Source organism: Sanguibacter sp. TS_SC_8, assembly GCF_055361235.1.
The window spans coordinates 1,482,810-1,508,750 of the sequence record NZ_CM143955.1 but is presented as its reverse complement, the minus strand read 5'-3'; the positions used below and the strand labels follow the sequence as shown (position 1 = coordinate 1,508,750).

General features: G+C 71.7%; 21 protein-coding genes. 6 read left to right on the top strand and 15 right to left on the bottom strand.

Translation table 11 applies throughout. The features are described from left to right. Nucleotides 1-2: 2 nt before the first annotated feature. Entirely contained in the window at nt 3-452 is a 450-nt protein-coding gene (locus ACWA15_RS06810) for a ribose-5-phosphate isomerase (protein WP_464058770.1), read from the bottom strand. A 124-nt stretch (nt 453-576) separates the two neighbouring features. Next, nucleotides 577-1,326: a hypothetical protein gene (locus ACWA15_RS06805; protein ID WP_464058768.1), complete on the bottom strand. Its 750-nt coding sequence runs from the start codon at nt 1,324-1,326 to the stop codon at nt 577-579. A 206-nt stretch (nt 1,327-1,532) separates the two neighbouring features. On the opposite strand from ACWA15_RS06805, the gene ACWA15_RS06800 reads away from it, so the two are divergent. Beyond that, nucleotides 1,533-3,536, top strand: a complete 2,004-nt coding sequence (locus ACWA15_RS06800) for a M13 family metallopeptidase (protein ID WP_464058767.1) — start codon at nt 1,533-1,535, stop codon at nt 3,534-3,536. A gap of 54 nt (nt 3,537-3,590) precedes the next feature. On the opposite strand, the gene ACWA15_RS06795 is transcribed toward ACWA15_RS06800, so the two are convergent. The 3 genes from ACWA15_RS06795 to ACWA15_RS06785 form a co-directional block, all read right to left on the bottom strand. Then, the gene (locus tag ACWA15_RS06795; RefSeq protein ID WP_464058766.1) at nt 3,591-4,190 is read right to left on the bottom strand and encodes a hypothetical protein; all 600 of its coding nucleotides are present in this window, start codon (nt 4,188-4,190) and stop codon (nt 3,591-3,593) included. Between the two features lie 132 nt (nt 4,191-4,322). Beyond that, complete coding sequence (locus ACWA15_RS06790; protein WP_464058765.1) at nt 4,323-4,850, bottom strand: pyridoxamine 5'-phosphate oxidase family protein; 528 nt, start codon at nt 4,848-4,850, stop codon at nt 4,323-4,325. Next, nucleotides 4,847-5,398 (bottom strand): mycothiol-dependent nitroreductase Rv2466c family protein, encoded by a 552-nt coding sequence (locus tag ACWA15_RS06785; RefSeq protein ID WP_464059429.1) that lies wholly within the window; start codon nt 5,396-5,398, stop codon nt 4,847-4,849. Before ACWA15_RS06785 ends, ACWA15_RS06790 begins: the two co-directional genes overlap by 4 nt. A gap of 287 nt (nt 5,399-5,685) precedes the next feature. On the opposite strand from ACWA15_RS06785, the gene pepN reads away from it, so the two are divergent. Next, complete coding sequence (gene pepN / locus ACWA15_RS06780; protein WP_464058764.1) at nt 5,686-8,238, top strand: aminopeptidase N; 2,553 nt, start codon at nt 5,686-5,688, stop codon at nt 8,236-8,238. 97 nt (nt 8,239-8,335) lie between these two features. On the opposite strand, the gene ACWA15_RS06775 is transcribed toward pepN, so the two are convergent. After that, nucleotides 8,336-10,240: an ABC transporter ATP-binding protein gene (locus tag ACWA15_RS06775; protein WP_464058763.1), complete on the bottom strand. Its 1,905-nt coding sequence runs from the start codon at nt 10,238-10,240 to the stop codon at nt 8,336-8,338. Nucleotides 10,241-10,304: 64 nt separating this feature from the next. Continuing rightward, nucleotides 10,305-12,383, bottom strand: a complete 2,079-nt coding sequence (gene malQ, locus ACWA15_RS06770; protein ID WP_464058762.1) for a 4-alpha-glucanotransferase — start codon at nt 12,381-12,383, stop codon at nt 10,305-10,307. Between the two features lie 161 nt (nt 12,384-12,544). Here malQ and ACWA15_RS06765 point away from each other — a divergent pair, with 161 nt between their 5' ends. Then, nucleotides 12,545-13,459 carry a mechanosensitive ion channel family protein gene (locus ACWA15_RS06765; RefSeq protein WP_464058761.1) on the top strand — a complete coding sequence of 305 codons (915 nt, stop codon included), beginning with the start codon at nt 12,545-12,547 and terminating at the stop codon, nt 13,457-13,459. A 10-nt stretch (nt 13,460-13,469) separates the two neighbouring features. Here ACWA15_RS06765 and ACWA15_RS06760 read toward each other — a convergent pair whose 3' ends face one another. Beyond that, nucleotides 13,470-13,955 carry a PTS sugar transporter subunit IIA gene (locus tag ACWA15_RS06760; RefSeq protein ID WP_464058760.1) on the bottom strand — a complete coding sequence of 162 codons (486 nt, stop codon included), beginning with the start codon at nt 13,953-13,955 and terminating at the stop codon, nt 13,470-13,472. 77 nt (nt 13,956-14,032) lie between these two features. Next, nucleotides 14,033-14,263: a glucose PTS transporter subunit EIIB gene (locus ACWA15_RS06755; protein WP_464058759.1), complete on the bottom strand. Its 231-nt coding sequence runs from the start codon at nt 14,261-14,263 to the stop codon at nt 14,033-14,035. A gap of 114 nt (nt 14,264-14,377) precedes the next feature. Here ACWA15_RS06755 and ptsP point away from each other — a divergent pair, with 114 nt between their 5' ends. Genes ptsP through ACWA15_RS06740 form a run of 3 tightly spaced genes read left to right on the top strand, consistent with a single transcriptional unit; the run spans nt 14,378 to nt 17,490 of the window. After that, entirely contained in the window at nt 14,378-16,093 is a 1,716-nt protein-coding gene (gene ptsP / locus ACWA15_RS06750; protein ID WP_464058758.1) for a phosphoenolpyruvate--protein phosphotransferase, read from the top strand. A 57-nt stretch (nt 16,094-16,150) separates the two neighbouring features. Further along, the gene (locus ACWA15_RS06745; RefSeq protein WP_464058757.1) at nt 16,151-16,552 is read left to right on the top strand and encodes a globin; all 402 of its coding nucleotides are present in this window, start codon (nt 16,151-16,153) and stop codon (nt 16,550-16,552) included. Between the two features lie 8 nt (nt 16,553-16,560). Beyond that, nucleotides 16,561-17,490, top strand: a complete 930-nt coding sequence (locus ACWA15_RS06740; protein ID WP_464058756.1) for an acyl-CoA thioesterase — start codon at nt 16,561-16,563, stop codon at nt 17,488-17,490. On the opposite strand, the gene ACWA15_RS06735 is transcribed toward ACWA15_RS06740, so the two are convergent. The 6 genes from ACWA15_RS06735 to ACWA15_RS06710 all read right to left on the bottom strand — a co-directional run bounded on the left by ACWA15_RS06735 (nt 17,481) and on the right by ACWA15_RS06710 (nt 25,930). After that, nucleotides 17,481-17,990: an acyl-CoA thioesterase gene (locus ACWA15_RS06735; protein WP_464058755.1), complete on the bottom strand. Its 510-nt coding sequence runs from the start codon at nt 17,988-17,990 to the stop codon at nt 17,481-17,483. The two genes, ACWA15_RS06740 and ACWA15_RS06735, sit on opposite strands and share 10 nt — an antisense overlap. A 40-nt stretch (nt 17,991-18,030) precedes the next feature. Next, on the bottom strand, nt 18,031-19,650 hold the full coding sequence (locus tag ACWA15_RS06730; protein WP_464058753.1) for a GTPase: 1,620 nt from the start codon (nt 19,648-19,650) through the stop codon (nt 18,031-18,033). Then, nucleotides 19,647-21,770, bottom strand: coding sequence for a GTPase domain-containing protein (locus tag ACWA15_RS06725; protein ID WP_464058751.1), 2,124 nt, complete (start codon nt 21,768-21,770; stop codon nt 19,647-19,649). The genes ACWA15_RS06730 and ACWA15_RS06725 overlap by 4 nt, the downstream gene beginning before the upstream one ends. A gap of 48 nt (nt 21,771-21,818) precedes the next feature. Next, nucleotides 21,819-23,501, bottom strand: coding sequence for an energy-dependent translational throttle protein EttA (gene ettA, locus ACWA15_RS06720; RefSeq protein ID WP_464058749.1), 1,683 nt, complete (start codon nt 23,499-23,501; stop codon nt 21,819-21,821). A gap of 260 nt (nt 23,502-23,761) precedes the next feature. Continuing rightward, nucleotides 23,762-24,277, bottom strand: coding sequence for a single-stranded DNA-binding protein (locus tag ACWA15_RS06715; protein ID WP_464058747.1), 516 nt, complete (start codon nt 24,275-24,277; stop codon nt 23,762-23,764). An 81-nt stretch (nt 24,278-24,358) separates the two neighbouring features. Further along, nucleotides 24,359-25,930 (bottom strand): GTP-binding protein, encoded by a 1,572-nt coding sequence (locus ACWA15_RS06710; protein WP_464058745.1) that lies wholly within the window; start codon nt 25,928-25,930, stop codon nt 24,359-24,361. Between the last annotated feature and the right edge of the window lie 11 nt (nt 25,931-25,941).

The window sequence follows — 25,941 nt, the reverse complement described above, 5'->3', positions numbered from 1 at the left end:
GGTCAGCGCGCTGCCTCGTAGTCCGCGAGCTGGTCGATGCGGCGCTGGTGGCGGGCGTCCCCGCTGAACGGCTCGGCGAGGAACGCGTCGACGAAGGACGCGGCCTCGGCGAGGGTGTGCTGACGGCCACCGATCGCGATGACGTTGGCGTCGTTGTGCTGGCGGCCGAGCCGGGCGGTGTCGAGGTTCCAGGCGAGCGCGGCTCGCACCCCCACGACCTTGTTCGCGGCGATCTGCTCGCCGTTGCCGGACCCGCCCAGGACCACCCCGAGGGTGCCCGGCTCGGCGACGACGGCCTCGCCGGCCGCGAAGCAGAAGGACGGGTAGTCGTCGAGGGCGTCGTAGCCGTGTGCACCGTGGTCGACGACGTCGTGGCCCGCGGTGGTCAGGTGCTCGACCAGGTAGGTCTTGAGCTCGTAGCCGGCATGGTCGGAAGCAATGTGAACGCGCATGCCCTCAATCATGCCGCATCCGACCCGCCACCACCGCGTCCGGCCAGGCTGGGGACGTGGTGGCGGCGGGTCGGGCCGGTCAAGTGCTGGTCAGGTGCTGGTCACTGGCGGAGTGCGGCTGCGGTCAGCCCCAGCCCTGGACCTTCTTGAGGTTGACGACGTACGCCCGCACGACGGGGCCGGGGACGACCGCGCGGACCGTCTGGGCGCCGACCGCGTTGGAGGCACGCACGAGGAGGGCGAAGGGCGGTGCGTCCGGGAACGCTGCGGTGGCCGGCACGGCGACCTCGTCCTTCTTGAGGGTGCGGGTCAGCGTCTTGGTCAGCTGCTTGGAGCCGGCTTTGTCGAGGCTCTGGACCGTGGCTGCGAGGCCGTCGAACCACTGCGCGACCTCAGGGGTGCTGTTCGGTCCCGGCACGATGACCTGGGGGACGAACTGGTCGCGACCGATGGTGAAGGGGATCGGCAGGCCGAGCGCCGACGCGACGTAGCCGTTCGAGGAGTAGCTCGAGAACGCGGTCTCGTAGCGCCCGCCGCGGGTGGCCATCGAGACGATCAGCAGGACCACCGCGACCGGGATGACGACGACCGGTCCCCAGACGAGGAGCACGAGCATCGGGTCGGTCGACCCGTTCTCCCCCATCGTGGAGAAGAACACCTCGAAGAACCGGCTCCCGGGCAGATCATTCTCCATCAGCGTCCGAACGGTGCTGAAGATGTTGTAGGCGAGCAGGACCACGCCGATCGCGAGAACCGCCTTGAGCGCCTTGGTGACCCCGCTCGCCGGCACGACAGCCTGCTCGAACCCTTCCCGCGTGGACAGCTGGCGGACGACGGGTTCGGGGGCGGTCCAGGTGGTGGTCGAGGTGGTCATGAAGGCATCCTGTCGCTCGTGCGGCGTGAGGCGTCGGACGACGCCTGCTAGGTCTATCAGAGACCATATGCGGATGGAAAGCGGCTATCGGTACAGAACCGCGCGCGATGGGTACTTCTCCCCCTGCGCGGCGGCGCCAGTTCACCCCCCACAGGCCTCCGGCGCATCTCACCGGCAGATCCGCCCGCAGGGACTAGCCTGGGTCGATGACGACGCAGGATACCCCCACCCCCGACCTCCGGTCCGGCATCACCCTCGACGACCTCGACCCGACCGTCCGCCCCCAGGACGACCTCTACCGCCACGTCAACGGACGGTGGCTCGACACCCACCAGATCCCGGCCGACCGGTCCTCCGACGGCGCCTTCCGCGCCCTCTACGACGAGGCCGAGGCCCAGGTCCGCGCGATCATCGAAGAGCTCGGTGGCGGTGACGACCACCTCACCGGTGTCTCCGCGCAGATCGGCGCCCTCTACGCAAGCTTCATGGACACCGCGACCGTCGAGGCCGCCGGCCGCGGGCCGCTGACCCCCGACCTGACTCTGCTCGACAATGCCTCCACGACGGCCGAGCTGACCGGTGTGCTCGGAGCGCTGCAGCGATCCGGCGGCGCGGGCGCCTTCGGCTTCTGGGTCGACAACGACGCCAAGGACCCCGAGAAGTACGTCGTGTACCTGCACCAGGGGGGCCTCGGGCTCCCTGACGAGTCCTACTACCGCGAGGACAAGTACGCCGAGATCCGCACCAGCTACCTCGCCCACGTCGCCCGGATGCTCACGCTGTCCGGCGTCGTGCACCCCGAGTCCGCCGAGGCCAGCGCCCAGCGCCTGCTCGACCTCGAGACCGCGCTGGCCTCCCACCACTGGGACGTCGTCGCCGACCGCGACTCCGAGCTCACCTACAACCCGACCACGCTCACCGGGCTCGCCGAGTCGGCGCCCGGCTTCGACTGGTTCGCCTGGGCCTTCGCGGTCGGCGCCCCCGTCGGGTCGCTCGACGACGTCGTCGTGCGGGAGCCGGCGTTCTTCACCGGCTTCGCGGCGCTCTGGCAGTCCCTGCCCGTCGACGACTGGAAGCTGTGGGTCATCTACCACCTCGTCACCGCGCGCGCACCGTACCTGTCCACGGACTTCGTCGAGGCCAACTTCGACTTCTACGGCCGCAAGCTCTCCGGCGCGCAGGAGGTACGCGACCGCTGGAAGCGCGGCGTCTCTCTCGTCGAGGGTGCGCTCGGCGAGGCGGTCGGCGAGGTCTACGTCGCCCGGCACTTCCCGCCCGCGCACAAGGAACGCATGGACGTGCTCGTGAGCACCCTCATCGAGGCCTACCGCGAGTCGATCACCCACCTCGACTGGATGGGACCCGAGACCAAGGTCAAGGCGCTCGCCAAGCTCGACGCCTTCACGCCCAAGGTCGGCTACCCGGTGAAGTGGCGCGACTACTCCGCCCTGACCATCCACCCGGGCGACCTCGTCGGCAACGTCCGCCGGTCCAACGCCGTCGACCTGGACCACGAGCTGGCCAAGATCGGCAAGCCGATCGACCGCGACGAGTGGCACATGACCCCGCAGACGGTCAACGCCTACTACAACCCGTCGATGAACGAGATCGTCTTCCCGGCCGCGATCCTGCAGCCGCCGTTCTTCGACCCTGAGGCCGAGGACGCCGCCAACTACGGCGGCATCGGCGCGGTGATCGGCCACGAGATCGGTCACGGCTTCGACGACCAGGGCTCCAAGTACGACGGAACCGGCCGGCTCGAGGACTGGTGGACCAGCGCCGACCGCGCCGAGTTCGACGAGCGGGCGGGCGCACTGATCGCCCAGTACGACGCCGTCCACCCTGCCCAGCTCGACCCCGAGCACACCGTCAACGGCGCCCTGACGATCGGGGAGAACATCGGCGACCTCGGGGGGCTGTCGATCGCGCTCAAGGCGTACCAGATCGCTCTCGGGACGGACCTCGCCGACGCCCCGGTGATCGACGGGCTCACCGGCGCCGAACGGGTCTTCCTGTCCTGGGCCCAGGTGTGGCAGACGAAGATGCACGACGAGGCGATGATCCAGCGCCTCGCCACCGACCCGCACTCCCCGGCGGAGTTCCGTTGCAACGCCGTGGTGCGCAACCTCGACGAGTTCCACACGACCTACGGGGTCGGCCCGCAGGACGCCCTGTTCCTGGCCCCCGAGGACCGGGTCCGCATCTGGTGACGCCCGGGCCGACCCGAGCGGATCACCGCCGAGGTCGGCCCGGCATCAGCCGGGTCAGAACCGGGTGACACCGGCACGGGCGAGGGTGAACCCCTGGCCCGTGTTGGTGTCCGAGCACCGCATGCCGGACTCGGTGCTCTCGCACTGGAAGTTGTTCACGGACTCGGCCGCGCCGTAGGCGAGCACCGGGATCGCGGCGTCGGCCTTGCCGGGCACCGCCGGCACGCACGGGGTCTGGACCCCGTCGTTGGTCAGCGTGACGACGTACCCCACGCTCCCGTCGCAGCCGTCGACGGCCTCCGGTTCGGTCGCCAGCGAGGCGATCGCGCACTCGGCGCCCTCGGGTGAGACGGTGCACGTGATGTTCCCGGTCGGCGAGGCGACCTGCTTCGCGTCGGCACCGACGGCCAGCGGCGTCGCGGACGGGAGCGGTGACGCGTCGTCGGTGTCCGGGGACGCCGATCCACTCGCCGAGCTCTGCGCCGGGTCCGGGGACTCCGCGGACTCCTCGGTCCCGTCCGACCCCATGGACAGCCCGACCATGACCGCGATCGCGACGAGCACGACATTGAGCGCGATGAGGGCGATGATCGTCGGAGACAGCCCACGGCGTCCGGACGTGCCTCGGTTCGCGGACGGTGTGGTGCCTGACATACGGGTCTCCTCCTGGTGCAGCGAACACGTTTTCACCCGCCAGCATCCCACGCCGCCGCCGCGCTGGGCGAACCCGGGAGCACCGTGGGCCGACCTGGAGGGTCTCCCGCTAGGTCCGTCGGATCGTCGAGACTAGGTCCGTCGGATCGTCGAGACGCCGTCCCCGGACCGCCAGGTCGTCATGGCGAGGGCGGCGCCGTCCGAGGTCAGCTCGGTGAGCGTGACGGCCTGCAGCCGGAGGAAGAACAGGTGCAGCGGCTGCGGGACGTCGTTCGCCGCCAGGAACGCCTCCCGGACCGGACCGTCGGGAATCGCGAGGACGCTCCCGGCGATCTTCGCGTCGCCCCCGCGCAGGGACCCGTCACCGGGGTTGGAGTGCAGCGCGAAGCGCGGGTCGGCGGCCAGGTCCTGCGCCTTGCGGGCCCCCCACATCGACCCCACCCACAGCTCTCCGTCCCACCAGCCGACCTCGGTCCCGCTGACCCGCGGGGCTCCCGAGGCCATGACCGTGGCGAGCACGTGGTGCTTGAAGGCGGTCAACCGCGCCTCGACGCGGGCGGCGAGCTCGGGGGCCTGCCGGGCGAACTCCGCCCACCGCACAGGCGGTCCCGACGGCGCGCGTCTGACCGTGCGTCCCAGGCTCACCGGTACACCGCTCACTCGAAGACCGGGCCCTGCGTCCGGGTGCGCTTGAGCTCGAAGAACCCGGGGGTGCCTGCCACCAGGACGCAGCCGTCCCAGAGGCGCCCCGCCGCCTCGCCGCGCGGTGCGGGGGTGACCACGGGTCCGAAGAACGCCACGCCGTTGAAGGCCACGACGGGCGTACCCACGTCCTCCCCCACCCGGGAGATCCCGTCCTGGTGGGAGGCGCGCAGCTCCGCGTCGTAGCGATCCGACGTCGCGTGGTCGGCGAGCGCGGCCGGCAGGCCGACCTCCGCGAGCGCCTCGGCGATGACGGCGGCGCGGTCCGAGCGGCCACCCGGGTGCAGGCGGGTGCCCATCGCGTCGTAGAGCGCCTTGACGACGTGGTCGCCGTGCTCGATCCGGGCGGCGGTGATGACCCGCACCGGTCCCCACGCCGTGGCCATGGACTCGCGGTAGGCCTCCGGCAGCTCCTTGCCCTCGTTGAGCACCGCCAGGCTCATGACGTGCCACCGCACCCGCACGTCGCGGACCTGCTCGACCTCGCCCATCCACCGCGACGTCATCCAGGCCCAGGGGCAGAGGGGGTCGAACCAGAAGTCGGCGATGCCCGCAGACGCCTCGGTGGCGTCCGGCGCGGCGGGGGTGGAAACGACGAGGGGTGCGACGGTCATGGTGCTCCAAGGGTGAGGAGGGGTGCGGGGTCTGACGCAATCTCACCACGGTGACGCCTGAGGCGTGAAATGATCGGTCCGGGCCGCATGAGGCCCGACCACCAGGTGCCGGACCTCCCGCTGCGCTCGCTCACAAGCTGCGCGGCAGACCCGTGCGCCACGTAGCCGAGGAGGCGTCCGTGCCCGGAGAGAACCTGACCCGCACCGAAGCGAGGGACCGCGCTGCGGTCGTCGCCGTCAGCTCCTACGAGGTCGCACTCGACCTGACCACCGGGGCGGAGACCTTCGCCTCGACGACCGTGGTGACGTTCACCGCCCAGCCCGGCGCGAGCACGTTCATCGACCTCGTCGCCCCGACCGTGCGGGAGGTCACCCTCAACGGCGTGGACCTCGACCCGGCCGCGGTGTTCGCCGACTCCCGGATCCAGCTCGACGGACTCGCGGAGTCGAACGTGCTGCGGGTGGTGGCCGACGCCGCCTACACGAACTCCGGCGAGGGCCTGCACCGCTTCGTCGACCCGGTCGACGGCGAGGTGTACCTGTACTCCCAGTTCGAGGTGCCCGACGCACGCCGCGTCTACGCCGCCTTCGAGCAGCCCGACCTCAAGGCGACGTTCCAGCTCACCGTGACCGCACCGGCGGCGTGGCAGGTCGTCTCCAACTCCCCCACCCCGGACCCCGTCCCGGCCGGGGAGACCACGTCGACGTGGACCTTCCCGCCCACCCCGCGCATCTCCACGTACATCACCGCGATCGTCGCCGGCCCCTACGTGGTCGAGCGCTCCGAGCTGACCAGCAGCGACGGCCGGGTCATCCCGCTCGGGCTGTTCGTACGCGCGTCCCTCGCCGAGCACCTCGATGCCGAGTACATCTTCGACACCACCCGCAAGGGCTTCGCCTTCTACGAGGAGAAGTTCGCCTACCCCTACCCCTTCGCCAAGTACGACCAGCTCTTCGTCCCGGAGTTCAACGCCGGAGCGATGGAGAACGCGGGCTGCGTGACGTTCACCGAGACGTACGTCTTCCGCTCGAAGGTGACCGACGCGATCAAGGAACGCCGGGTCGTGACGATCCTGCACGAGCTCGCGCACATGTGGTTCGGCGACCTCGTCACCATGCGCTGGTGGAACGACCTGTGGCTCAACGAGTCCTTCGCCGAGTGGGCCTCGACGCTGGCCACCGCGGAGGCCACCGAGTGGCACGGGGCGTGGACCACCTTCGCCGCGATGGAGAAGTCCTGGGCCTACCGCCAGGACCAGCTGCCCTCGACGCACCCGATCGTGGCCACGATCAACGACCTCGAGGACGTCCAGGTCAACTTCGACGGGATCACCTACGCCAAGGGCGGATCGGTCCTCAAGCAGCTGGTCGCCTGGGTCGGCATCGACGCGTTCATGGCCGGTGTCGCCCAGTACTTCGCCAAGCACGAGTACGGCAACACCGAGCTCGTCGACCTCCTCACCGAGCTCGAGGCCACGAGCGGGCGCGAGCTCGGCACGTGGTCGAAGCTGTGGCTGGAGACCGCGGGCGTCAACACCCTGCGTCCCCAGATCACCGTCGACGGCTCCGGGGTCATCACCGGGTTCACGGTGCTGCAGACCGCCCCGGCCGACTACCCCACGATCCGCCCGCACCGCCTGGCGATCGGCTTCTACGACGTCGACGGCGCCGGTGCGCTCGTGCGCACCCACCGCCTCGAGCTCGACGTCGACGGCGCCAGCACGGACGTCCCCGAGCTGCTCGGGCGCGCCCGCCCGGACCTCGTCCTGATCAACGACGACGACCTCGCCTACGCCAAGATCCGCCTCGACGAGCACTCCCTCGCCGCCGCGACCGGACGCCTGGCCGCGATCGCCGACCCGTTGGCCCGCTCGCTCGTGTGGGGATCGGTCTGGGACGCGACCCGCGACGGGGAGACCCCGGCCGGGGACTACGTCCGCCTGGTGCTGGGCAACATCGCCACCGAGACCGAGTCGACGACGATCCGCACCACCCTCGCCCAGCTCGCCCTCACGGCCCGCAGCTACGTGGCCCCGGAGCGCCGGGCCGCGACGATCGTCGAGGTCGGGGACGGGCTGTGGGCCCTGGCCCAGGCCGCGGCCGCCGGCTCGGACGCGCAGTTCCAGTTCGTCAAGTACTTCGCGAACCTGGCCAGCACCGACGAGCACGTGCGGGTGCTGCGCGCCCTGCTCGACGGCGACGTGACCCTCGACGGCCTGACCGTCGACACCGACCTGCGCTGGGAGCTGCTCGAGGGCCTCGTGCTGTGCGGCGCCGCCGCCCAGGACGAGATCGACGCAGCGCTGGCTCTGGACAACACGTCCAACGGTCAGCAGTCGGCTGCCCGGGCGACTGCCACGCACCCGTCGCGGGAGTCCAAGCTGGCCGCTTTCGCCTCCCTGGTCAGCGACGACAGCGCACCCAACGCGATCGTGCGGGCCACGACCGTCGGCTACAACCACGTCAACGACGCCTCCTCGCTCACCGACGTGGTCGCGCCGTACTTCGCGGCGCTGGAGACCATCTGGGCGGAACGCAGCTACCACATCGCCGAGACCGTCGTGGAAGGGCTCTTCCCGGCACCGCTCGCCGACGACCGGCTGCGCCACGCGGCCCAGTCGTGGCTGGACACCCACCCCGACGCTGCACCCGCGCTGCGCCGGCTCATCGTCGAGAGCCTGGCCGGGGTCGAGCGGGCGCTGCGCGCCCAGGCCGTCGACGCGGGATCCTGACCGCGCGCGGCTGAGACCGGACAGGGTGAGCCGCGGGACCTGGACCCGCGACTCACCCTGCCGGCCCCGGGCCGCCCGGCCCGTCCCGGCCGGACCGTCAGGCCATGAACCCGAGCTGACGCAGGCGCTTGCGGTCCTTGAGCGAGGAGCTCGCCTGCAGGGCCAGCAGCTCGGAGTAGATCCCCCCGCTGCCCGCCAGCTCAGCAGGGCTGCCGACCTCGTCGACACGCCCGTCCCGGAGCGTGACGATCGTGTCGACCGAGGAGATGGTCGAGAGCCGGTGGGCGATGATGATCGTCGTCCGGTCGACCATGAGCTCGTCGAGCCCGGCCTGGACCGACCGCTCAGACTTGGAGTCCAGCGCCGACGTCGCCTCGTCCAGCACGAGGATCGGCGCGTCCTTGATCATGGCGCGGGCCACCGCGATGCGTTGCTTCTGCCCCCCGGACAGCTTCAGCCCGCGCTCACCGATCGTCGTCTCGTACCCGTCGCGGAAGTTCGAGACGAACCCGTGGGCGTGCGCGCGGGTCGCGGCCTCGACGATCTCCGCCTCGCTGGCACCCTCGCGTCCGTAGGCGATGTTCTCCTGGATCGTGCCCGAGAACAGCGACGCCTCCTGGAACACCACCGCGACCTGACGGCGCAGCAGGTCGAGCGGCACGTCGGCGACGTCGTTCCCGGCCACCCGCAGGGCGCCCGACGTCGGGCGGTAGAACCCCAGCAGCAGGCTGACCAGCGTCGTCTTCCCGCCGCCGCTCTCGCTCACGAGGGCCACCCGCTCGCCCTTGCGCACGGTGAACGACACGTCGCGCAGCACCTCCACACCCTCGTCGTAGGCGAAGGTGACGCCGTCCAGCTCGATCATCGGTGCGCCGTCGGGCACGGAGCGACCTGTCCCCCACGCCGGGTCCTGGCCTGGGCCGGGCGCCGCGCCCGGCGCGGTGGGCGCGCCCTCCGCGCCCGGCGCGGTGGGCGCCGCGGCGACCACCACTCCGGAGTCGGTGGCCACGAGGAGGGGTTCGTCGCGGTCGGCGGGCTCGGCCATCACCGCGAAGTAGTCCTTCGACCCGGCGATGGCCCGCTGCGCGGTGTCGATGAGGTAGCTCATCATGGTCACCGGCGCCTTGGCCATCGCGACGAGCTGGATGAGCAGGACCATGTCGCCCACGGTGAAGGTGCCCCGGGCGGTGCCGACGAAGAGGATCACGTAGATGCCGAAGAACACCACATCGAGGAAGCCGCGGCGGCCGGCGTCCATCATGTGCCAGTAGCGCGACTGTCCGCGGGTGGTCTCGACGGTGCTCGCGAACCGGCCGGCGAAGATGCCCAGCTCGCGGCGCTCGGCGGTGAAGCTCTTGACGACGTTGATCTGGCCGACGACCTCGGCGAAACGCCCGCCCGCGAGGTCGACCTGTTCGTTCTTGCGCCCCTCCAGAACCTGCCACTTCTTGCTGGTCATCGCGGTGAGGCCGACATAGACCGGGAAGACGAGCGCGAGCAGCAGGGCGAGCGGCCAGGAGTAGCTGGCCGAGATCACGAGGACCGCGACCACGGTGAGCAGCATCGGGAAGAAGTTGTTGGCGAAGTTGTTGAGGAAGCCCGTCGTCTCGGTGATCGACCGGGTCAGGCGGCTGATGATGGATCCGGTGACCTGGTCGTCGAAGTACCGCTGCGGCAGCCCGAGAAGCTTCGCGAAGTACCGGGTCGAGAGGATCTGGCGCATCCGCGAGGCCATCACGTCGCCGAGGTACCCGCCGATGTTCTGCACGGTGGAGCTGACGACGTCGGCCACCAGGAGCGCGACGGCGAACCACACGACCGTGGTGATGACGTCGTCGGCCGCTGCGCCCTGGACCACCTCGACGACGGTGTCGGTCGCGGCCTTGAGCACGAACGGGGTGACCAGGGCGGCCGCGGTCGCGATGAGCGAGCAGATGACGATGCCCACGTAGAACGGCCACAGCACGCGGGTAGCGCGCAAGATCGAGGCAAGGCTCCGCACAGGTTCTCCTCCGACGACGACGAAGCCCTATCCTCCCCCATCGCCGCCCCCGTCAGGCACCGCGTCAGGCGGGTGGGCCGTCCTCGTTCATCACGGCGGCCAGGGATCGCAGCCGGGCGTTGTCGAGCAGGTCCTCGATGAGCACCACGTTGCCGCTGGAGTCCCCGAGCGGGACCTTCCAGTTCGGGTACTCCCGGTCGGTGCCGGGCTGGTTCTGCGCCCGGCGCTCCCCGACCGCGTCCGCGAGCGAGACGCCGAGCAGCACCGCGGGCGTGCCCATGATGTAGCGGTGCAGCGCCTCGACGAGCTCACGCTCGGACGGGTCGTCGCCGATCAGCCCACGGGTGGCCAGCGCGAGGATCATCTGGTCCCGCTCGCGCCGGGCCTGCTGGCGCACGAGCTGGACCGGCTCGGTGAGCAGACCCAACCGCTCCCGGAGCTCGACGTGCTCGCCGGCGAGGTACCCGGCCGACGGGGGCAGGTCGTGGGTGGTCACGGTCGTCAGGGACAGCGCACGGTAGTGCTCGGGAGCGAGCGGACGACCGTCGCCGTCCTGCTCGAACCACAGGATCGAGGTGCCCAGGATCCCCCGGTCGGTGAGGTAGTCACGGACCCAGGGCTCGAACACGCCGAGGTCCTCGCCGATGACCACGGCACCCGCGCGGTGGGCCTCCAAGCACAGGATCCCGATGAGGGCCTCGTGGTCGTAGCGCACGTAGACGCCCTCGTCGGCACCGTTGCCCTCCGGGATCCACCAGAGCCGGAACAGCCCGATGATGTGGTCGATGCGCAGGGCACCGGCATGGCGCAGCACGGTGCGCAGCAGGTCGCGGTAGGCGGCGTACCCGGTCCGGGCGAGCTCCTCGGGGTGCCACGGCGGCTGGGACCAGTTCTGTCCCTGCTGGTTGTACATGTCCGGGGGGGCGCCGACGCCGATCCCCTGAGCCAGGACGCCGGCGAGCGCCCACGCGTCGGCACCTTCGGGGTGCACACCTACGGCGAGGTCGTGCATGATCCCGATCGCCATGCCGCCCTCGAGGGCGGAGCGTTGAGCCTGCTCGAGCTGGACGTCGGCGACCCACTGCAGCCAGCAGTGGAAGTCGACCTGGTGGGTGAGCTCGCCGCGCAGCGCGGCGACCTCCTCGGACCCCGGGTCGCTCAGGGCGGGCGGCCACGGCGTGCCCGCGAGGTGCTCGGTGAAGGCGCACCAGGTCGCGAAGTCCTCCAGGCCGCGGCCCTGCGAGACGCGGAAGGCTTCGAAGGCGGTCTGGCGGGCCGCGGACCGCGGGGCCTCGAACACGACCCGCAGGGCGGCCTTCTTCGCGTCCCAGGACGCGTCGCGGTCGATCGGCCCCGGGTCGGTGCTCAGCTCGCGCACCCCCTCGGCGGACCACTCCACGATCGAGCGGTCGGCGGCCGAGAGGTACGCCGTCTCGCGGATGTCCTCCACGCGCAGGTAGAGGGGGTTGATGAAGCGCCGGCTGACCGGCAGGTACGGCGAGGGGGTCATCGGCGTCGTCGGCTCCGCGGCCGCGACCGGGTTGATGAGCAGGAAGTCCGCACCCAGGGCCTTGCCGCCGATCCACCCCAGGTCGGCGAGGTCGGCGAAGTCGCCCACCCCCCACGACTGCCGCGACCGGACCGAGTACAGCTGGGCCATGAGGCCCCAGGACTGGCGTCCGGCGAGCGCGGCCGGGACCTCGAGGCGGGCCGGGGTGACGGCGAGCGTCGCCCGGGACTGACCGTCCGGGGTGGCCGCCCGCACCTCGTGCCAGCCCAGCGGGAGCGTCCGGGGGATCTCGAACATGGCCCGTCCGATGGTGCGTCCGTCGACGGTCCGCGGCTCGGTGTACAGGTCGATCTGCCCCAGGTCGATGCGACCGGCGTGCCCTTCGAGCTCGATCCACACCTCGACCGGCATGCCGTCGGTGACGTGCACCGGGAACTTCTGGGACTGCCCCTCACGCAGCACGAGGGTGGCCGGGAGCATCCGGCGCCACGGCCCGTCCACCATGCTGGCCAGCGCGACGTCGATCCGTTCGGGGGTGCTCGCGTCCACGCCGAGCGCGGCGAGCACGGCGGTGAGGGTCCCGGTCGAGGCGGTACGCGGCTCTCCGTGGAAGCCGTAGTGGTCTGGAGACACCCCATAGGCCCGTGCAAGGTCGATCAGTGCAGGTGACGGGTTTGAGTGCTCAGCATGGTCCACGAGAGAATCCTGCCAGAGTGTGGGACATCGAGCAGCCGCAGGCACCGGCGCGCCGAAACCTGGGACTGTGATCTGCGTTCGCTGGGTAACCTTCGACCATGTACTCCGTAGACCTCGTGCCCGACGACATCGACTCCTCCAGCGCCGAGTCCTGGGTGACCTGGTTCACCGGGACACCGCTGCGCCTGCTGCTCGTCGCGCTCGTCGGCACCCTCCTCCTGGTGCTGCTGCGCCGGCTCATCACGTCCGCGACCGATCACCTGGCCGACGGCACGTTGATGAACCGCCGGGGCCTGCGCGGGCTCGGTGAGACGAACGTCGGTGCCGCGCTGATCCGCACCACCCCGCTCGCCAGCGCCCGGCGGGCGCAGCGCGCCCGCACGATCGGGTCGGTGGCACGCTCGACCGCGACGCTGGTGATCGGCTCGATAGTGCTCCTCATGATGCTCGACGAGGTGGGCATGAACATCGCCCCGCTCCTCGCCTCGGCCGGTGTCGTGGGGGTGGCCCTCGGCTTCGGTGCCCAGAGCCTGGTCCGCGACTTCTTGTCCGGCACCTTCCTGCTCCTCGAGGACCAGTACGGGGTCGGGGACACGATCACCCTGGGGGACGTCACCGGGACGGTCGAGGCCGTGGCGCTGCGGATCACCAAGATCCGGGACGAGACGGGGACGCTGTGGTACGTCCGCAACGGGGAGATCCTGCGGGTGGGCAACCGCACGCAGGGATGGTCCCGGGCCGTCGTCGACGTCGCCCTGGCCACCAGCACCGACCTGGCGCGCGCCCGCGCCGTCCTGGCGCGCGCCGCCGCGAAGGTCAAGGACGACCCGGTCCTGTCCAGCTACCTGCAGGAGGAGCCCGAGGTCATCGGCATCGAGTCGCTCGCCGCGGACGCGATCCTGCTCAAGGTCCAGGTCAAGACCGACCCGGCCATGCAGTGGGACGTCGCGCGGGCGCTGCGGGAAGCGGTGCGGGTCGAGCTCGAGGCCGCGGGCGTCGAGCTCGCGAAGTAGCGGCCGGTCACTACGGCGCGGCGCGCCAGCGCAGCACCGGGTCCCCGGCCAGCACGACGTCTCCGGCCCGCACGAGCACGTCGAGGTGCACCGGGTCGCCCTGCAGCGCGATCACCGGGCACACCGTGGCGAGGCCGGCCGCCGCGACCGCGACCGGGTCCCAGCTGAGCAGATGCTGCCCGACGACGACCTGGTCGCCCGCGGCGACCAGCACGTCGAAGCCCGCGCCCTTGAGGGTGACGGTGTCGATGCCCAGGTGCACCAGGACCGTGCGCCCGCCGGCGGTCTGGAGCGCGAAGGCGTGCGGGAAGAGCGAGGCGACGGTCCCCGCGACCGGCGCGACGACGACGCCGTCGGACACGGGCGGGAGCGGCTCGCCGGGGGCGGGGGCGGGCAGCGGCTCGATGGCCAGCCCGGGGCCCACGATCTCCTGGGCGAAGACCGGGTCGGGCACGTCGGCGAGGGCGACCACGCGGCCAGACAGAGGAGCGACCATGCTCAGCTCCGTGGAGGGACCCACGGGGCGAGCATGGTCGCGGTCGTTCGTCGCATCAGGCACGCGGCGGACTCAGATCAGCGCAGGGCGTCGAGCTCTGCTGCGAGGTTGTCGGCCTCAGGACCGACGATGACCTGGACGACCCGGCCGGAGCGGACGACTCCGAACGCTCCGGTCGCCTTGAGCCCGGCCTCGTTGACGAGGTCCGGGTTGGTCACCTCGACGCGCAGACGGGTGATGCAGGGCTCGAGGTCGACGACGTTGGCCTGCCCTCCGAGTGCGGCGAGGATCTGCTGTGCCTTGCTCATAGAGTAAAACTCCTGGTCTGGAGAACTGTGAATCGGGTACTAGGTCCTAGAGTAGTCGCCCGCGCCCGCAATTACTGCGAGACTTCCTGGGAGCATGCTGAACAGGAGGTCCTTATGACCACGCCCACTCATCCCACTCCCACTCCCCCCACTCCCCGCACCGTCGCTGGGATCGGAGTCTGCCCCGGGCTCGTCGCCGGCCCCGTCGTCCACATGCCCGAGCCGATCGCCGAGCCGGCTGCGGGCCTTCGGCTGTCCCCGCGGGAGAACCACACCACCCGCGCGGCCGCGATCCTCGACGCCAGCGCTCGGGTGACCGCCGACCTCGACGCCGCCGCCTCGCGCGCCACGGGTGAGGCGAAGGACGTGCTCGAGGCCACCTCCGCGATCGCCGCGGACCCCACCCTCGTCGCCGACGCGCAGCGTCGTGTGATCGAGGACCACCTCGTCCCCGAGCGTGCCGTGTGGGAGGCGGCCGAGGAGGTCGCCGACCAGTTCCGGGCCCTGGGCGGGTACTTCGCCGAGCGCGTCGCCGACATCGTCGACATCCGGGACCGGCTGGTCGCCGCGCTCACCGGCCGACCGCGCCCGGGCCTGCCGAGCTGCGACACCCCCTTCGTGCTGGTCGCCCTGGACCTCGCCCCCTCCGTCACCGCCTCCCTCGACCCGGCGAAGGTCATCGCGATCGTCACCGACGGCGCCGGGCCCACCTCCCACACCGCGATCGTCGCCAACGCCAAGGGGATCCCCGCCGTGGTCGCCGCCGCCGGCGCGCACGCGCTGCTCACCGACGGGGCGATCGCTCTGGTCAACGGGTCGACCGGGGTGGTCACCCTCGACCCGACCCCGGAGCAGCTCGAGGCTGTCACGGCCCTGGCCGCCCGCGCCCGGACCGTCACCGGCCCGGGCCGGACCAGGGACGGCCACCCCGTCCAGCTGCTCGCCAACATCGGCGACCCGGGTGAGGCGGCCCCCGCCGCCCGCGCCGGCGCCGAGGGCGTGGGTCTGTTCCGCTCGGAGTTCTGCTTCCTCGACCGCGATCTCCCGCCCACCATCGAGGAGCAGGTGGTGGCCTACCGCCGGGTCTTCACCGAGTTCCCCAGGCACAAGGTCGTCATCCGCACCCTCGACTCCGGGGCCGACAAGCCGCTGCGCTTCCTCACCGCCGACGACGAGCGCAACCCCGCTCTCGGCGTGCGCGGTCTGCGCACGGCCACCCGCTCCCCCGAACTGCTCACCGACCAGCTCGAGGCGATCGCTCGCGCCGCCGCGGCCGAGGAGGCCGACGTCTGGGTCATGGCGCCGATGGTCTCGACGGTGCCCGAGACCGAGGCCTTCGTCGCCGCCTGCGCGGCGCACGGGCTCGACGTCGCCGGGGTGATGGTCGAGGTCCCCAGCGCCGCCCTGCTCGCCGGGCCGATCCTCGCCCGGGCGAAGTTCGCCTCGATCGGCACGAACGACCTCACCCAGTACGCCATGGCTGCCGACCGACTCCTCGGTTCCCTCGCCGAGCTCTCCGACCCGTGGCAGCCGGCCGTGCTCCAGCTCATCGCCGCGACCTGCGCGGGCGGCGCCCAGCAGGGTCGCCCGGTCGGCGTGTGCGGGGAGGCCGCCTCCAACCCCGTGCTCGCCGTCGTGCTGGTGGGGCTGGGGGTCTCCTCGTTGTCGATGACCCCGCGCGCCCTGGCTGACGTCGCCGCCGTCCTGGCCGAGGTGGACCTGGCCGTGTGCCAGCAGGTCGCCCAGCTCGCGCTGACCGCGGAGACCGCCGCCGACGCCCGTGCCCTCGTGCGGTCCCGGCTGCCGGTGCTCGTCGAGCTGGGGCTGTGAGACAGAGCACCGCCTGCCGACGGCCTGGGGCGCGTGTTTGTTTGGGATAGTGGACCTGTGACAGAAACCTCCTCCCCGCGCGCGGACTCCTTCTACGAGCTCGTCGGCGGGCACGCGACCTTCGTCAAGCTCATCGACGTCTTCTACGACGGCGTCGCCCAGGACGAGGTGCTGCGCCCGATGTACCCCGAGGCGGACCTCGGCCCCGCCAAGGAACGCTTCCTGCTCTTCCTCGAGCAGTACTGGGGCGGCCCGACGACGTACTCCGACACCCGAGGTCACCCCCGCCTGCGGATGCGCCACGGGTCGTTCAAGGTCAATCCCGACGCCCGGGACCGCTGGCTCGCGCACATGCGCGTGGCAGTGACCGCGATCGACCTGGCTCCCCTGCACGAGGCCACGCTGTGGGACTACCTGGAGCGCGCCGCCCACTCCATGATCAACACCTTCGACGAGTAGGAGAGCCCGTGAGCGACCAGGACACGACCGGCGCGGGGGAGGTCGGGGGGCCCCCCGACCAGACCGCGATCTCCCGCGACCCGCTCGGGCACCTGCTCACGGTGCTCCAGCTCGAGTATCACGGCGCCGAGACCGGTGAGGACGTGTACTCCGGGGCGAGCATGCACCAGCCCAACGGGCGTGTCTACGGTGGTCAGGTGCTCGCCCAGGCGCTGCTCGCGGCCGGGTCGACAGTCGATCGTGGGCGTCTGCCGCACTCGCTGCACGGGTACTTCCTGCGGGCCGGGGACATCCACCAGCCCGTCGACTTCGCCGTCGAGAGGCTGCGTGACGGGCGGTCCTTCAGTGCCCGACGCACGCACGCCTACCAGGGCGGCAAGGCGATCCTGTCGATGATCGCCTCCTTCCAGGAGGACCAGGAGGGATTCGAGCACTCCTCGACGATGCCGCAGGTCCCCCCGCCCGAGGACGTGCTCTCCGCCCAGGACCTGCTCGGGGCCATCGACCATCCGGTCGCGGACTTCTGGTCCCGGCAGAGCGCCTTCGACGTGCGTCATGTCGAGGGTGCGCTCTACCTGGGGGCCGCCGCCGAGTCGGCCGCCCACCAGGCGGTATGGATGCGGTCGCGGGGCGCGGTGCCCGACGACCAGCTGCTGCACCGCGCGCTGCTCGTCTACGCCTGCGACCAGATCATGCTCGAGCCCGTGCTGCGTGCCGACGGGCACAGCTGGATGACCCCGGGGCTGAGCGTCGCGAGCCTCGACCACGCGATGTGGTGGCACCGCGACGTCCGGGTGGACGAGTGGCTGCTCTACGTCCAGGCCTCCCCGTCCGCGCAGGGCGGTCGTGGTCTCGGGTCGGCGCGGGTCTTCGCCCAGGACGGCACCCTCGTGGCGAGCATGGCCCAGGAGGGCATGGTCCGGGTGCCTCAGGCCTGAGGAGACCGCCGGCGGAGCACCGCCGGCGCCTCCAGGTACGGCTCCCACGCCTCCCGCTCCGCCGCGGTGATGCGGCGCGGTCTCCCGGTGGCGGCCTCGACGACCACGATGGTCGTCGAGGCGCGCGCATAGGGCGTCCCCGCGCGTGCCGGCCCGCTGCGCCCGTCGGTCCCGTCCTCGTCGAACACCTCGTAGCAGACCTCCAGGCTTGCGCCACCGAGGTGCCCGATCCACATCTGCACCGTGATCGGGTCCCGGGTGAACCCGAGCGGGCGAAGGTATTCGATCTCCTGGCGGGCGACGAAGGTGTGCGAGCTCGCCTGGGGGCCGGAGTCGAGCACCGCTGTGGGCCACACCAGCTCCGGGTCCCCCTCACGGTGGCGCCAGAACACCGTGATCCGGGCTTCTTCCAGGAGACGGAACATCTCGACGTTGTTCACATGGCCGTAGGCGTCCAGATCGGACCACCGGAGGCTGACGGGGACATTGAGGCGGGTCATGGTCTCACCGTAGTGCCGCCAGAGGCGTGGTCGGGGGCTCCTACCGACCGGCGAGCGCTGCCGCGGCCCGGGCCTCGTCGAGCAGCCGGCGCCGCGCCTCGACCGGCTCGATCACCGCCGTGCCCGCCACGACGGAGATCTGGGTGCGCAGCCGGCGGGCTGCCCGACGCGCCGCCCGGTTGGCGTCGACGTAGGCCATCAGACGGGTGACGAGCGCGAGGCCCACGCCCGCCACGAACCCGCCCACGACCATGAGGGTCGGGATCGGGAACCCTCCGACGTCTGGGGAGGCAGGGACCGGCAGCTGGATGAACGCGAGGATCGCGAGCACCCCGAGCCAGCCCAGCCCGGCGAGGAGGACCCCGAAGAACACCCACTGGACGAACGAGGCGAGAGCCCACCACCAGGGCCGGTGCTCGGCGTCGAGCTCGGTCCGGGCGACCGCCTGGTCGAGGGCGTCCGGCAGCCCCTCGTCATGGACCGCGGTCCGCGCGAAGACCACCCACCCCGCCGGTGCACCCGCTGAGGCCGCGTCGACGTAGCCACGCACAGCGGTGTGGGTGCGCGCGGTCATCGCGGCGTCCACGGTCGGCAGCGAGGTGCGGGCAAGATCGGCGCGCGCGGCCTTGCGGTGCAGGTTGAGGCGGCGCAGCGGGTCGGCGCGCAGGCGCCCGACCCAGCGGGTCACCGGCCACCCGGTCGCCGCACGAGCGCGGTGCAGGGCCGAGCCGCGCACGGCCTCGACCACGACGTCGGTGCGCGCGGCGGCGGCGAGGGCATCGAGCAGCTCGCGGCGTGCGGTGTCCCCGACCCGGCTCTCGCGGGAGGGACCGCACTCCGTCTGGATCAGGGCGGCGGCGCCCCGCACGTCCGCGAGCAGCCGGTCGGTCGCTGCGGCGCGCTCGGCGGCCGCCTGCGTCATGAGCTCGTGCAGCTCTCCCATGCCCTGGCCGGTGACCGCGGAGAGGCCCAGGACGCTCACCCCGGCCAGTCCGTCGGCGACCGCGAGCCGGCGCAGGTCGGCCAGGCACTGCTCCTGGTCCTGCGGGGTGAGCCGGTCGATCTGGTTGAGCACGAGCACGACGACGCCCACGTGGCCGCTCAGGCGCCGCAGGTAGCGCTCGTGCAGCGCGGCGTCGGCGTACTTCTGCGGGTCCATGACCCACACGAGCAGGTCGGCGCGCTCGAGCAGGCGCTCGGCGCGAACCCGGTGCTCGACGACGACGGAGTCGTGATCGGGGAGGTCGAGCAGGACCAGGCCGCGGTTGTCCCCGCTCGGTTCGAGGTAGCTGCGCTGGCCGACCTCGAGCCAGTCGAGCAGCAGACCCACCTCACGGTGGTGGCCGTCCTCGACGTCCCACACGGCTGCGACGGGACGGGAGGTGGTGGGGCGCAGGATGCCGGGGCGGGAGATCTCCTGCCCGGCCAGGGCGTTGATGATGGTCGACTTCCCCGAGCCGGTCGACCCGGCGAGGGCGACGACCGTGTGGTCGATCGAGTGGGCGAGCCGCGCGTTGGCCCGCTGGACCACCTGGTCGCCGCGCTCCACGATCGCCGGGCTGAGCCAGTCCCGTCCGGCGTCGAGGGCGCTCTCCAGGGCGTGGACGCGCATCGTGAGCATCTCGCCGCGGCGGTGGGTGGCGGTCGCGAAGGCCCTCACGCGTCGCCCCCGGGGGACGCCGGGGCTGCGCCCGGCTGGGCCTTCCTGCGCCACCAGCGGGCCCGCACGCGCGGGGGTGCGGGGGGTGGGACCGGGGCGTAGGGATCCATCACGATCGGCTGGTCGGCCCCCCGCAGCCGCCCGGTCCGCACCCGGTCGGTCTCGGTGTGGTCGGTGCCGGTGGGGAAGGCACTCTGGGTCAGCGGGACGTGCGTGGGGTGGGTTCGCCCGTGGGGCGTGCGGGCGGCCCGCTCGCGGGCCGCGGCCCGCTCGACCTCCTGCGCGGCGGCGCGCAGCGTCGGCCCGCTGCGCAGGGTCCCGGCCCGGTCGTCGGGGACCAGCGCGTCCAGGATCGTGGTGAACCGCGCGGCCTGTGCGGTCAGCACGGTGCTCACGCGGGTGTCCAGGAGCTCCTGTGCGGTGCGGGCCAGGGACCGGACGGCCTCGTCGCCGAAGACCGCCTCGAGCAGCCGCTGCGCGAGCACCGCCGACCCGCCGGCGATCCCCACCTCGGCCCCGGTCAGCCCACCGGTCGAGGCGAACACCACGACCATGAGCGCCGCGCCGATCCCGTTGACCCCGATGGCCAGCGTCCTGGCCTGCCCGCGCTTGCCGGCGCCGCGGTCGGCGACGAGGGCGAGGACGTCCCCCTGCCAGGCGCGGACCTGCCCCGCGAGCTCGCTGCGCAGGTCAGCCGAGGCTCGGGACAGGACCAGCCCGTCGAGCAGCCCTGCCCCGGCCGGGTCGGCCCGCCACCGGAGGAAGGCCCGCTCGGACCCGCGGTCGGCGGCGTCGAAGACGATCGCCTCGAGGCTGTGGCTGATCGCGGCGTTGACCTTGGGTGCGACGGCGGGACGGCCCCGGAGGTAGCCCGCCACCCGGTCTCGCAGCACGCCGAACTTCTGCTCGACACCTCGCATGAAGTCCCCGGTGCCGACGAAGTCCTGCCACCGGGACAGCACCTCCCCGCGCAGCATCGACCCGTCCGACGTCGCCTGCCGCACCTCGCCGGCAGCGGCGGCGTAGGCCTCGGCGACTGACCGGCGCAGGGCCGCGTCGGCCAGCGCCTGCGCGTCGCTCGCGTCGGCCAGCGACATGGCCCGCGCGGTGAGATCGTCGATGGCACCGTCCCGGGTGGCTGTGATGACCGCGTCGCGGGCACCGTCGTCGCTGCCCATCGCGGTGAGCCAGCGGGAGACCGGGGCCACCTCGGCCACCGGGAGCATGCCGTCCACGAGGATCGACTCGCGGAGCAGGAACACCGGGGCGCCGGCCAGTCCGTGGTCGGCGAGCATCTGGCGCAGGTGGTCGGCGACCACCTCCGCCCCCGGGTCGACCCGGTCGATGACGAGGGCGACCTGGGCGTGCCGGGCGGCGCCGGCGCTGAGCAGCTCCCAGGGGACGGCGTCGGCGTAGCGGGCGGCGGTGGTGACGAAGAGCCAGAGGTCGGCTGCGGCGAGCAGCTGCGCGGCGAGCTCGCGGTTCCCGGCGACGACCGAGTCGACGTCGGGGGCGTCGAGCAGCGCCAGGCCGCGGGGCAGGACGTCGGTGGGCACGAGCCGCAGCGACCGGGGGTCGCCGTCCCGGGGGCGGTCACCGGCGGCTGTGGGGGCTGTGGGGGCTGTGAGGGCTGTGGGGGCTGCCGGCACCGGAGGAGCTGTGCGGCTGGGGACCGAGAGAGAGCTGGGCGACGGGACAGCCGCGGGCGGGACCTCACGGGCCAGGTGGGGGAAGACCCGGTCGGAGGTGAACCACTGCCCGTCGAGCGGGTGGTGCACGAGGACCGGGGACCGGGTGGTGGGGCGCAGCGCGCCGGGGGTGGTCACGTGCTGCCCGAGGATCGAGTTCACCAGGGTCGACTTGCCCGCACCGGTCGAGCCGCCGACGACGACGAGCAGCGGTGCGGAGTCGGCCTGCAGGCGGGGCAGCAGGTAGTCGTCGAGCTGGTCGAGGGCGTGCTCGCGCTCGTGGCGGGCCGCCGCGGCGGTCACGGTCTCCAGCGGCAGGGCGACCGCGTCGATCTCGCGGCGCAGCGCGCTGAGGGCACCGACAAGATCGGCGACGCCGGAGGGACCTCCGGCGTCGCCGATCAGTGCGTGGTCACCCGTCGCGTCAGACATGACTGCAGTCTGCCGGAAAAGGCTCCTGAACACCGCATGAGCGGTGGATCAGTCGCGGGTGAGCTTGCGGTGGGTCACCCGGTGCGGACGGGCTGCGTCGGCGCCGAGACGGGACAGCTTGTTCTCCTCGTAGGAGTCGAAGTTCCCCTCGAACCAGTACCAGTTCGCCGGGTTCTCCTCGGTGCCTTCGTAGGCGAGGATGTGCGTGGCGACCCGGTCGAGGAACCACCGGTCGTGGGAGACCACGACGGCGCAGCCGGGGAACTCGAGCAGCGCGTTCTCGAGCGAGCCGAGCGTCTCCACATCGAGGTCGTTGGTGGGCTCGTCGAGCAGGAGGAGGTTTCCACCCTGCTTGAGGGTGAGCGCGAGGTTGAGGCGGTTGCGCTCACCACCGGAGAGGACCCCGGCGGCCTTCTGCTGGTCCGGTCCCTTGAACCCGAAGGCGGCGACGTAGGCGCGCGAGGGCATCTCGACGTTGCCGACCTTGATGTAGTCGAGTCCGTCGGAGACGACCTCCCAGAGCGACTTCTTCGGGTCGATACCACCGCGGGACTGGTCGACGTAGGAGATCGAGACCGTCTCACCGATCTTGAGCTCTCCGGCGTCGAGCGACTCGAGGCCGACGATGGTCTTGAACAGCGTGGTCTTACCCACACCGTTCGGGCCGATGACCCCGACGATGCCGTTGCGGGGCAGCGTGAACGACAGGCCGTCGATGAGCGTGCGTCCGTCGAAGCCCTTGTTGAGGTTGTTGGCCTCGATGACGATGCCACCCAGGCGCGGGCCCGGTGGGATCTGGATCTCTTCGAAGTCGAGCTTGCGGGTGCGCTCGGCCTCGGTCGCCATCTCCTCGTACCGGGCCAGGCGGGCCTTCGACTTGGTCTGACGGCCCTTGGCGTTCATCCGGACCCACTCGAGCTCGTCCGAGAGACGCTTGGCGAGCTTCTGGTCCTTCTTGCCCTGGACCTTGAGACGCTCACCCTTCTTCTCCAGGTAGGTCGAGTAGTTGCCCTCGTAGGGGTACAGGCGTCCGCGGTCGACCTCACAGATCCATTCCGCGACGTGGTCGAGGAAGTACCGGTCGTGGGTCACGGCGAGGATCGCGCCGGGGTAGCTCGACAGGTGCTGCTCGAGCCACAGGACGGACTCGGCGTCGAGGTGGTTGGTGGGCTCGTCGAGGAGCAGCAGGTCAGGCTTCTCCAGGAGGAGCTTGCACAGTGCCACGCGGCGACGTTCACCTCCGGACAGGACCGACACGTCGGCGTCCGGCGGCGGGCACCGCAGCGCGTCCATGGCCTGCTCGAGCTGGGCGTCCAGGTCCCATGCGTCGGCGTGGTCGAGGGCTTCCTGCAGCTCGCCCATCTCGGCGAGGAGCTTGTCGAAGTCCGCGTCGGGCTCGGCCATCAACGCGGAGATCTCGTTGAAGCGGTCGAGCTTGCCCTTGATCTCGGCGACGCCTTCTTCGACGTTGCCCAGGACGGTCTTCTCTTCGTTGAGCGGTGGCTCCTGCAGGAGGATGCCCACGGTGTATCCGGGAGACAGACGTGCCTCACCGTTGGAGGGCTGCTCGATGCCCGCCATGATCTTCAGGATCGTCGACTTTCCGGCTCCGTTGGGGCCGACCACACCGATCTTCGCTCCGGGGAGGAAGTTCAGCGTGACGTCATCAAGGATGACCTTGTCGCCGTGCGCTTTGCGCGTCTTGTACATGGAGTAGATGAACTCAGCCACTGGCTCTCGGTCCGCCTCATGTTCGATTGCGTTGGAGCGGGTTCGCTCGCGCTGGTCAGGTGTGCGCCTGCTCAGCCGACCAGCACGAACGACCACGAGCGAGGCTGCGTGGAAGCAGGGCTGGGCGCTGAGAAAGCTGCCCAACCCCACAGACTACGCCGTCCGGCACCGGCGCGCTCGTACGCCCCCGATGTGGGACGCACCAGCGTGCCGGTCCGGACCCGCCCAGCACGACCCGGCCCGGCCCGGACGGTGGTCGGCTATGCGGCGGTGCGGTCGTCGACCGGGACGGGCGTCTCCTCGGCCTCGACCGACCCGGCCTCAGCGCCTCCCCCTGCGTCGGGCTCACCGCTCACCGCCCACGGGTCGGTCGGAGCGTCTGCACCTCCCGGTGCAGCCTCCCCCACCTTCGTGTGCACGGTGTGCCGGAACGTGGCCTGCCCCCGGGCCAGGTCGGGGCCGACCGCATCGGCCTCGATGACGATGGTGGTCCGCGGACCGTCCGGGGACTCCCAGGTCTCGGACGTGAGCGTGCCGTGCACCAGGACGGGGTCGGACTTGCGCAGCGACTCGGCGATGTTGATCGCCATGCTCCGCCACGCCTTGACGGTGAACCAGGTCGTCAGCCCGTCGACCCAGGCGTCGTCGGCCCGGTTGTAGAACCGCTTGGTGCTGGCCAAGCGGAAGCTCGTGAAGTTGGTGCCGCTCTCCGAGACGAAGTGCTTGGGCTGTGTCCCCACCCAGCCCGTCACGGTCACCTTGGTGTCTGTGCTCATGGATCCTCCAGCGACGGGGGACGACGAGTGTCGTCCCGTGTGCTGCCAGGCTCCAGGGTCAGGGCTCCCGTCCGCTCCGGGTCAGACCGTGGCTGTGGGCACGGTCACGCTGCGGCGCCCTGTGGACGAGGTCTCCCGGACCGAGAGCGCCGAATCGCGGACGTCGCGGTGCTCGGTGAGGATCCGCTGGGCGGGCTCGGCCAACGTCGTCTCGACCACGTCGCGCAGCGCGGCGAAGGCTGCTTCGCGGACCTCTTCGGCCCGCAGGTCGGCGAGGGTCGAGCGCATCCGGGCGCCGACCATGAGCGCGCCGATCGAGACGGCGGCGGCGGCGACCGCCACGCCTGCCGCCACGAGCATCCAGCCCTCGTCGACGTCGACGAGCCCGAGAGCAAAGACCAACGACACGACCGCGGCGAGCAGCGCGACCCCTCCGGCGACCCAGCCGAGCAGCCGGGCCCGACGGGCACCGACCGATCGCTGCGTCGAGATGGGCACCTGGCTCAGCGCCTCGACCAGCGCGGTGGAGATCGCGCCCTGGTCGGGGACGGCACGGTCGATCGACTCCGCCCAGGAGGGCCGCATCGCCTCGCTCACCTTGGTCACCCAGCGGCTGCGGATCACTCGGATCGCCGACTCCTGGGGCGTGCGGAACGTGGGCACCCGGTCGCCGTCACCGCCGAAGCGCACGGTCGCCCGCACGTCGTCGACCACGGCGGAGACGCCGACGGCCACAGCGACCCGGTCCACCTCGCCGTCGACGAGCGGCTCGACGCTCTGCAGGACGGTCGCGGGGACCTCCTCGGCGATCCGGCGGCCCTCGCGGTCCAGCTCGTCCGCGAGCCGGCTCGCCGCGACCGAACGGCGCGCGACGGCCTCGCGCAGCGTCTCGCGCAGCTCGGTGACGCCCTCGCCGGTCTTCGCGGAGATGGTGCGCACGTCGACCCCGACCAGTCCGTCCTCGGTGAGCAGCCGCGCGACGTCGGCCACGAGCGCGGCCCGGCCGGACTCGGCGATCGTGTCGATCTGGTTGAGCACGACGATCATCGACGCCTCAGCGCCGGCGAAGGCCTGCAGGTAGCCGGCGTGCAGCGCCTCGTCGGCGTACTTCTGCGGGTCGACGACCCAGATGAGCAGGTCCACCAGCGGCAGGATCCGGTCGACGATCTCGCGGTGCTTCGGCTCGATCGAGTCGTGGTCGGGGAGGTCGAGCAGGATCAGCCCGGCCAGGGACGCCTCGTCGCCGTCGAGCACGCTGTCCCGGTTGATCCGGCGCTCGGTGTCCACCTCGAGCCAGTCGAGCAGCGCGGTCGCGGTGTCGCTCCAGGCGCACGCGGTGACCCGGGCGGTGGTGGGGCGACGGACACCGACGTCGGCGAAGGTCAACCGGGAGATGGCGTTGAAGGTGCTCGACTTGCCCGACCCGGTGCCACCGGCGAGCGCGATGATCGTGTGGTCCACGCCGAGCGCCAGGCGTTCGTCCGCGCCGGCGAGCACGGACCGCGCCCGGGCCGCGATCGTTGGGTCGAGCCGGTCGCCGCCGATGTCCAGGGCCCGACGCAGGTTCGCGACGTGCTGGGCGTAACGCTCGCCGTCAGACGTCGTCGACTGCTCGCTCGATCTGCGATCCACGGCCGGTACGGTCTGTGTCACGGGCTGCTCCT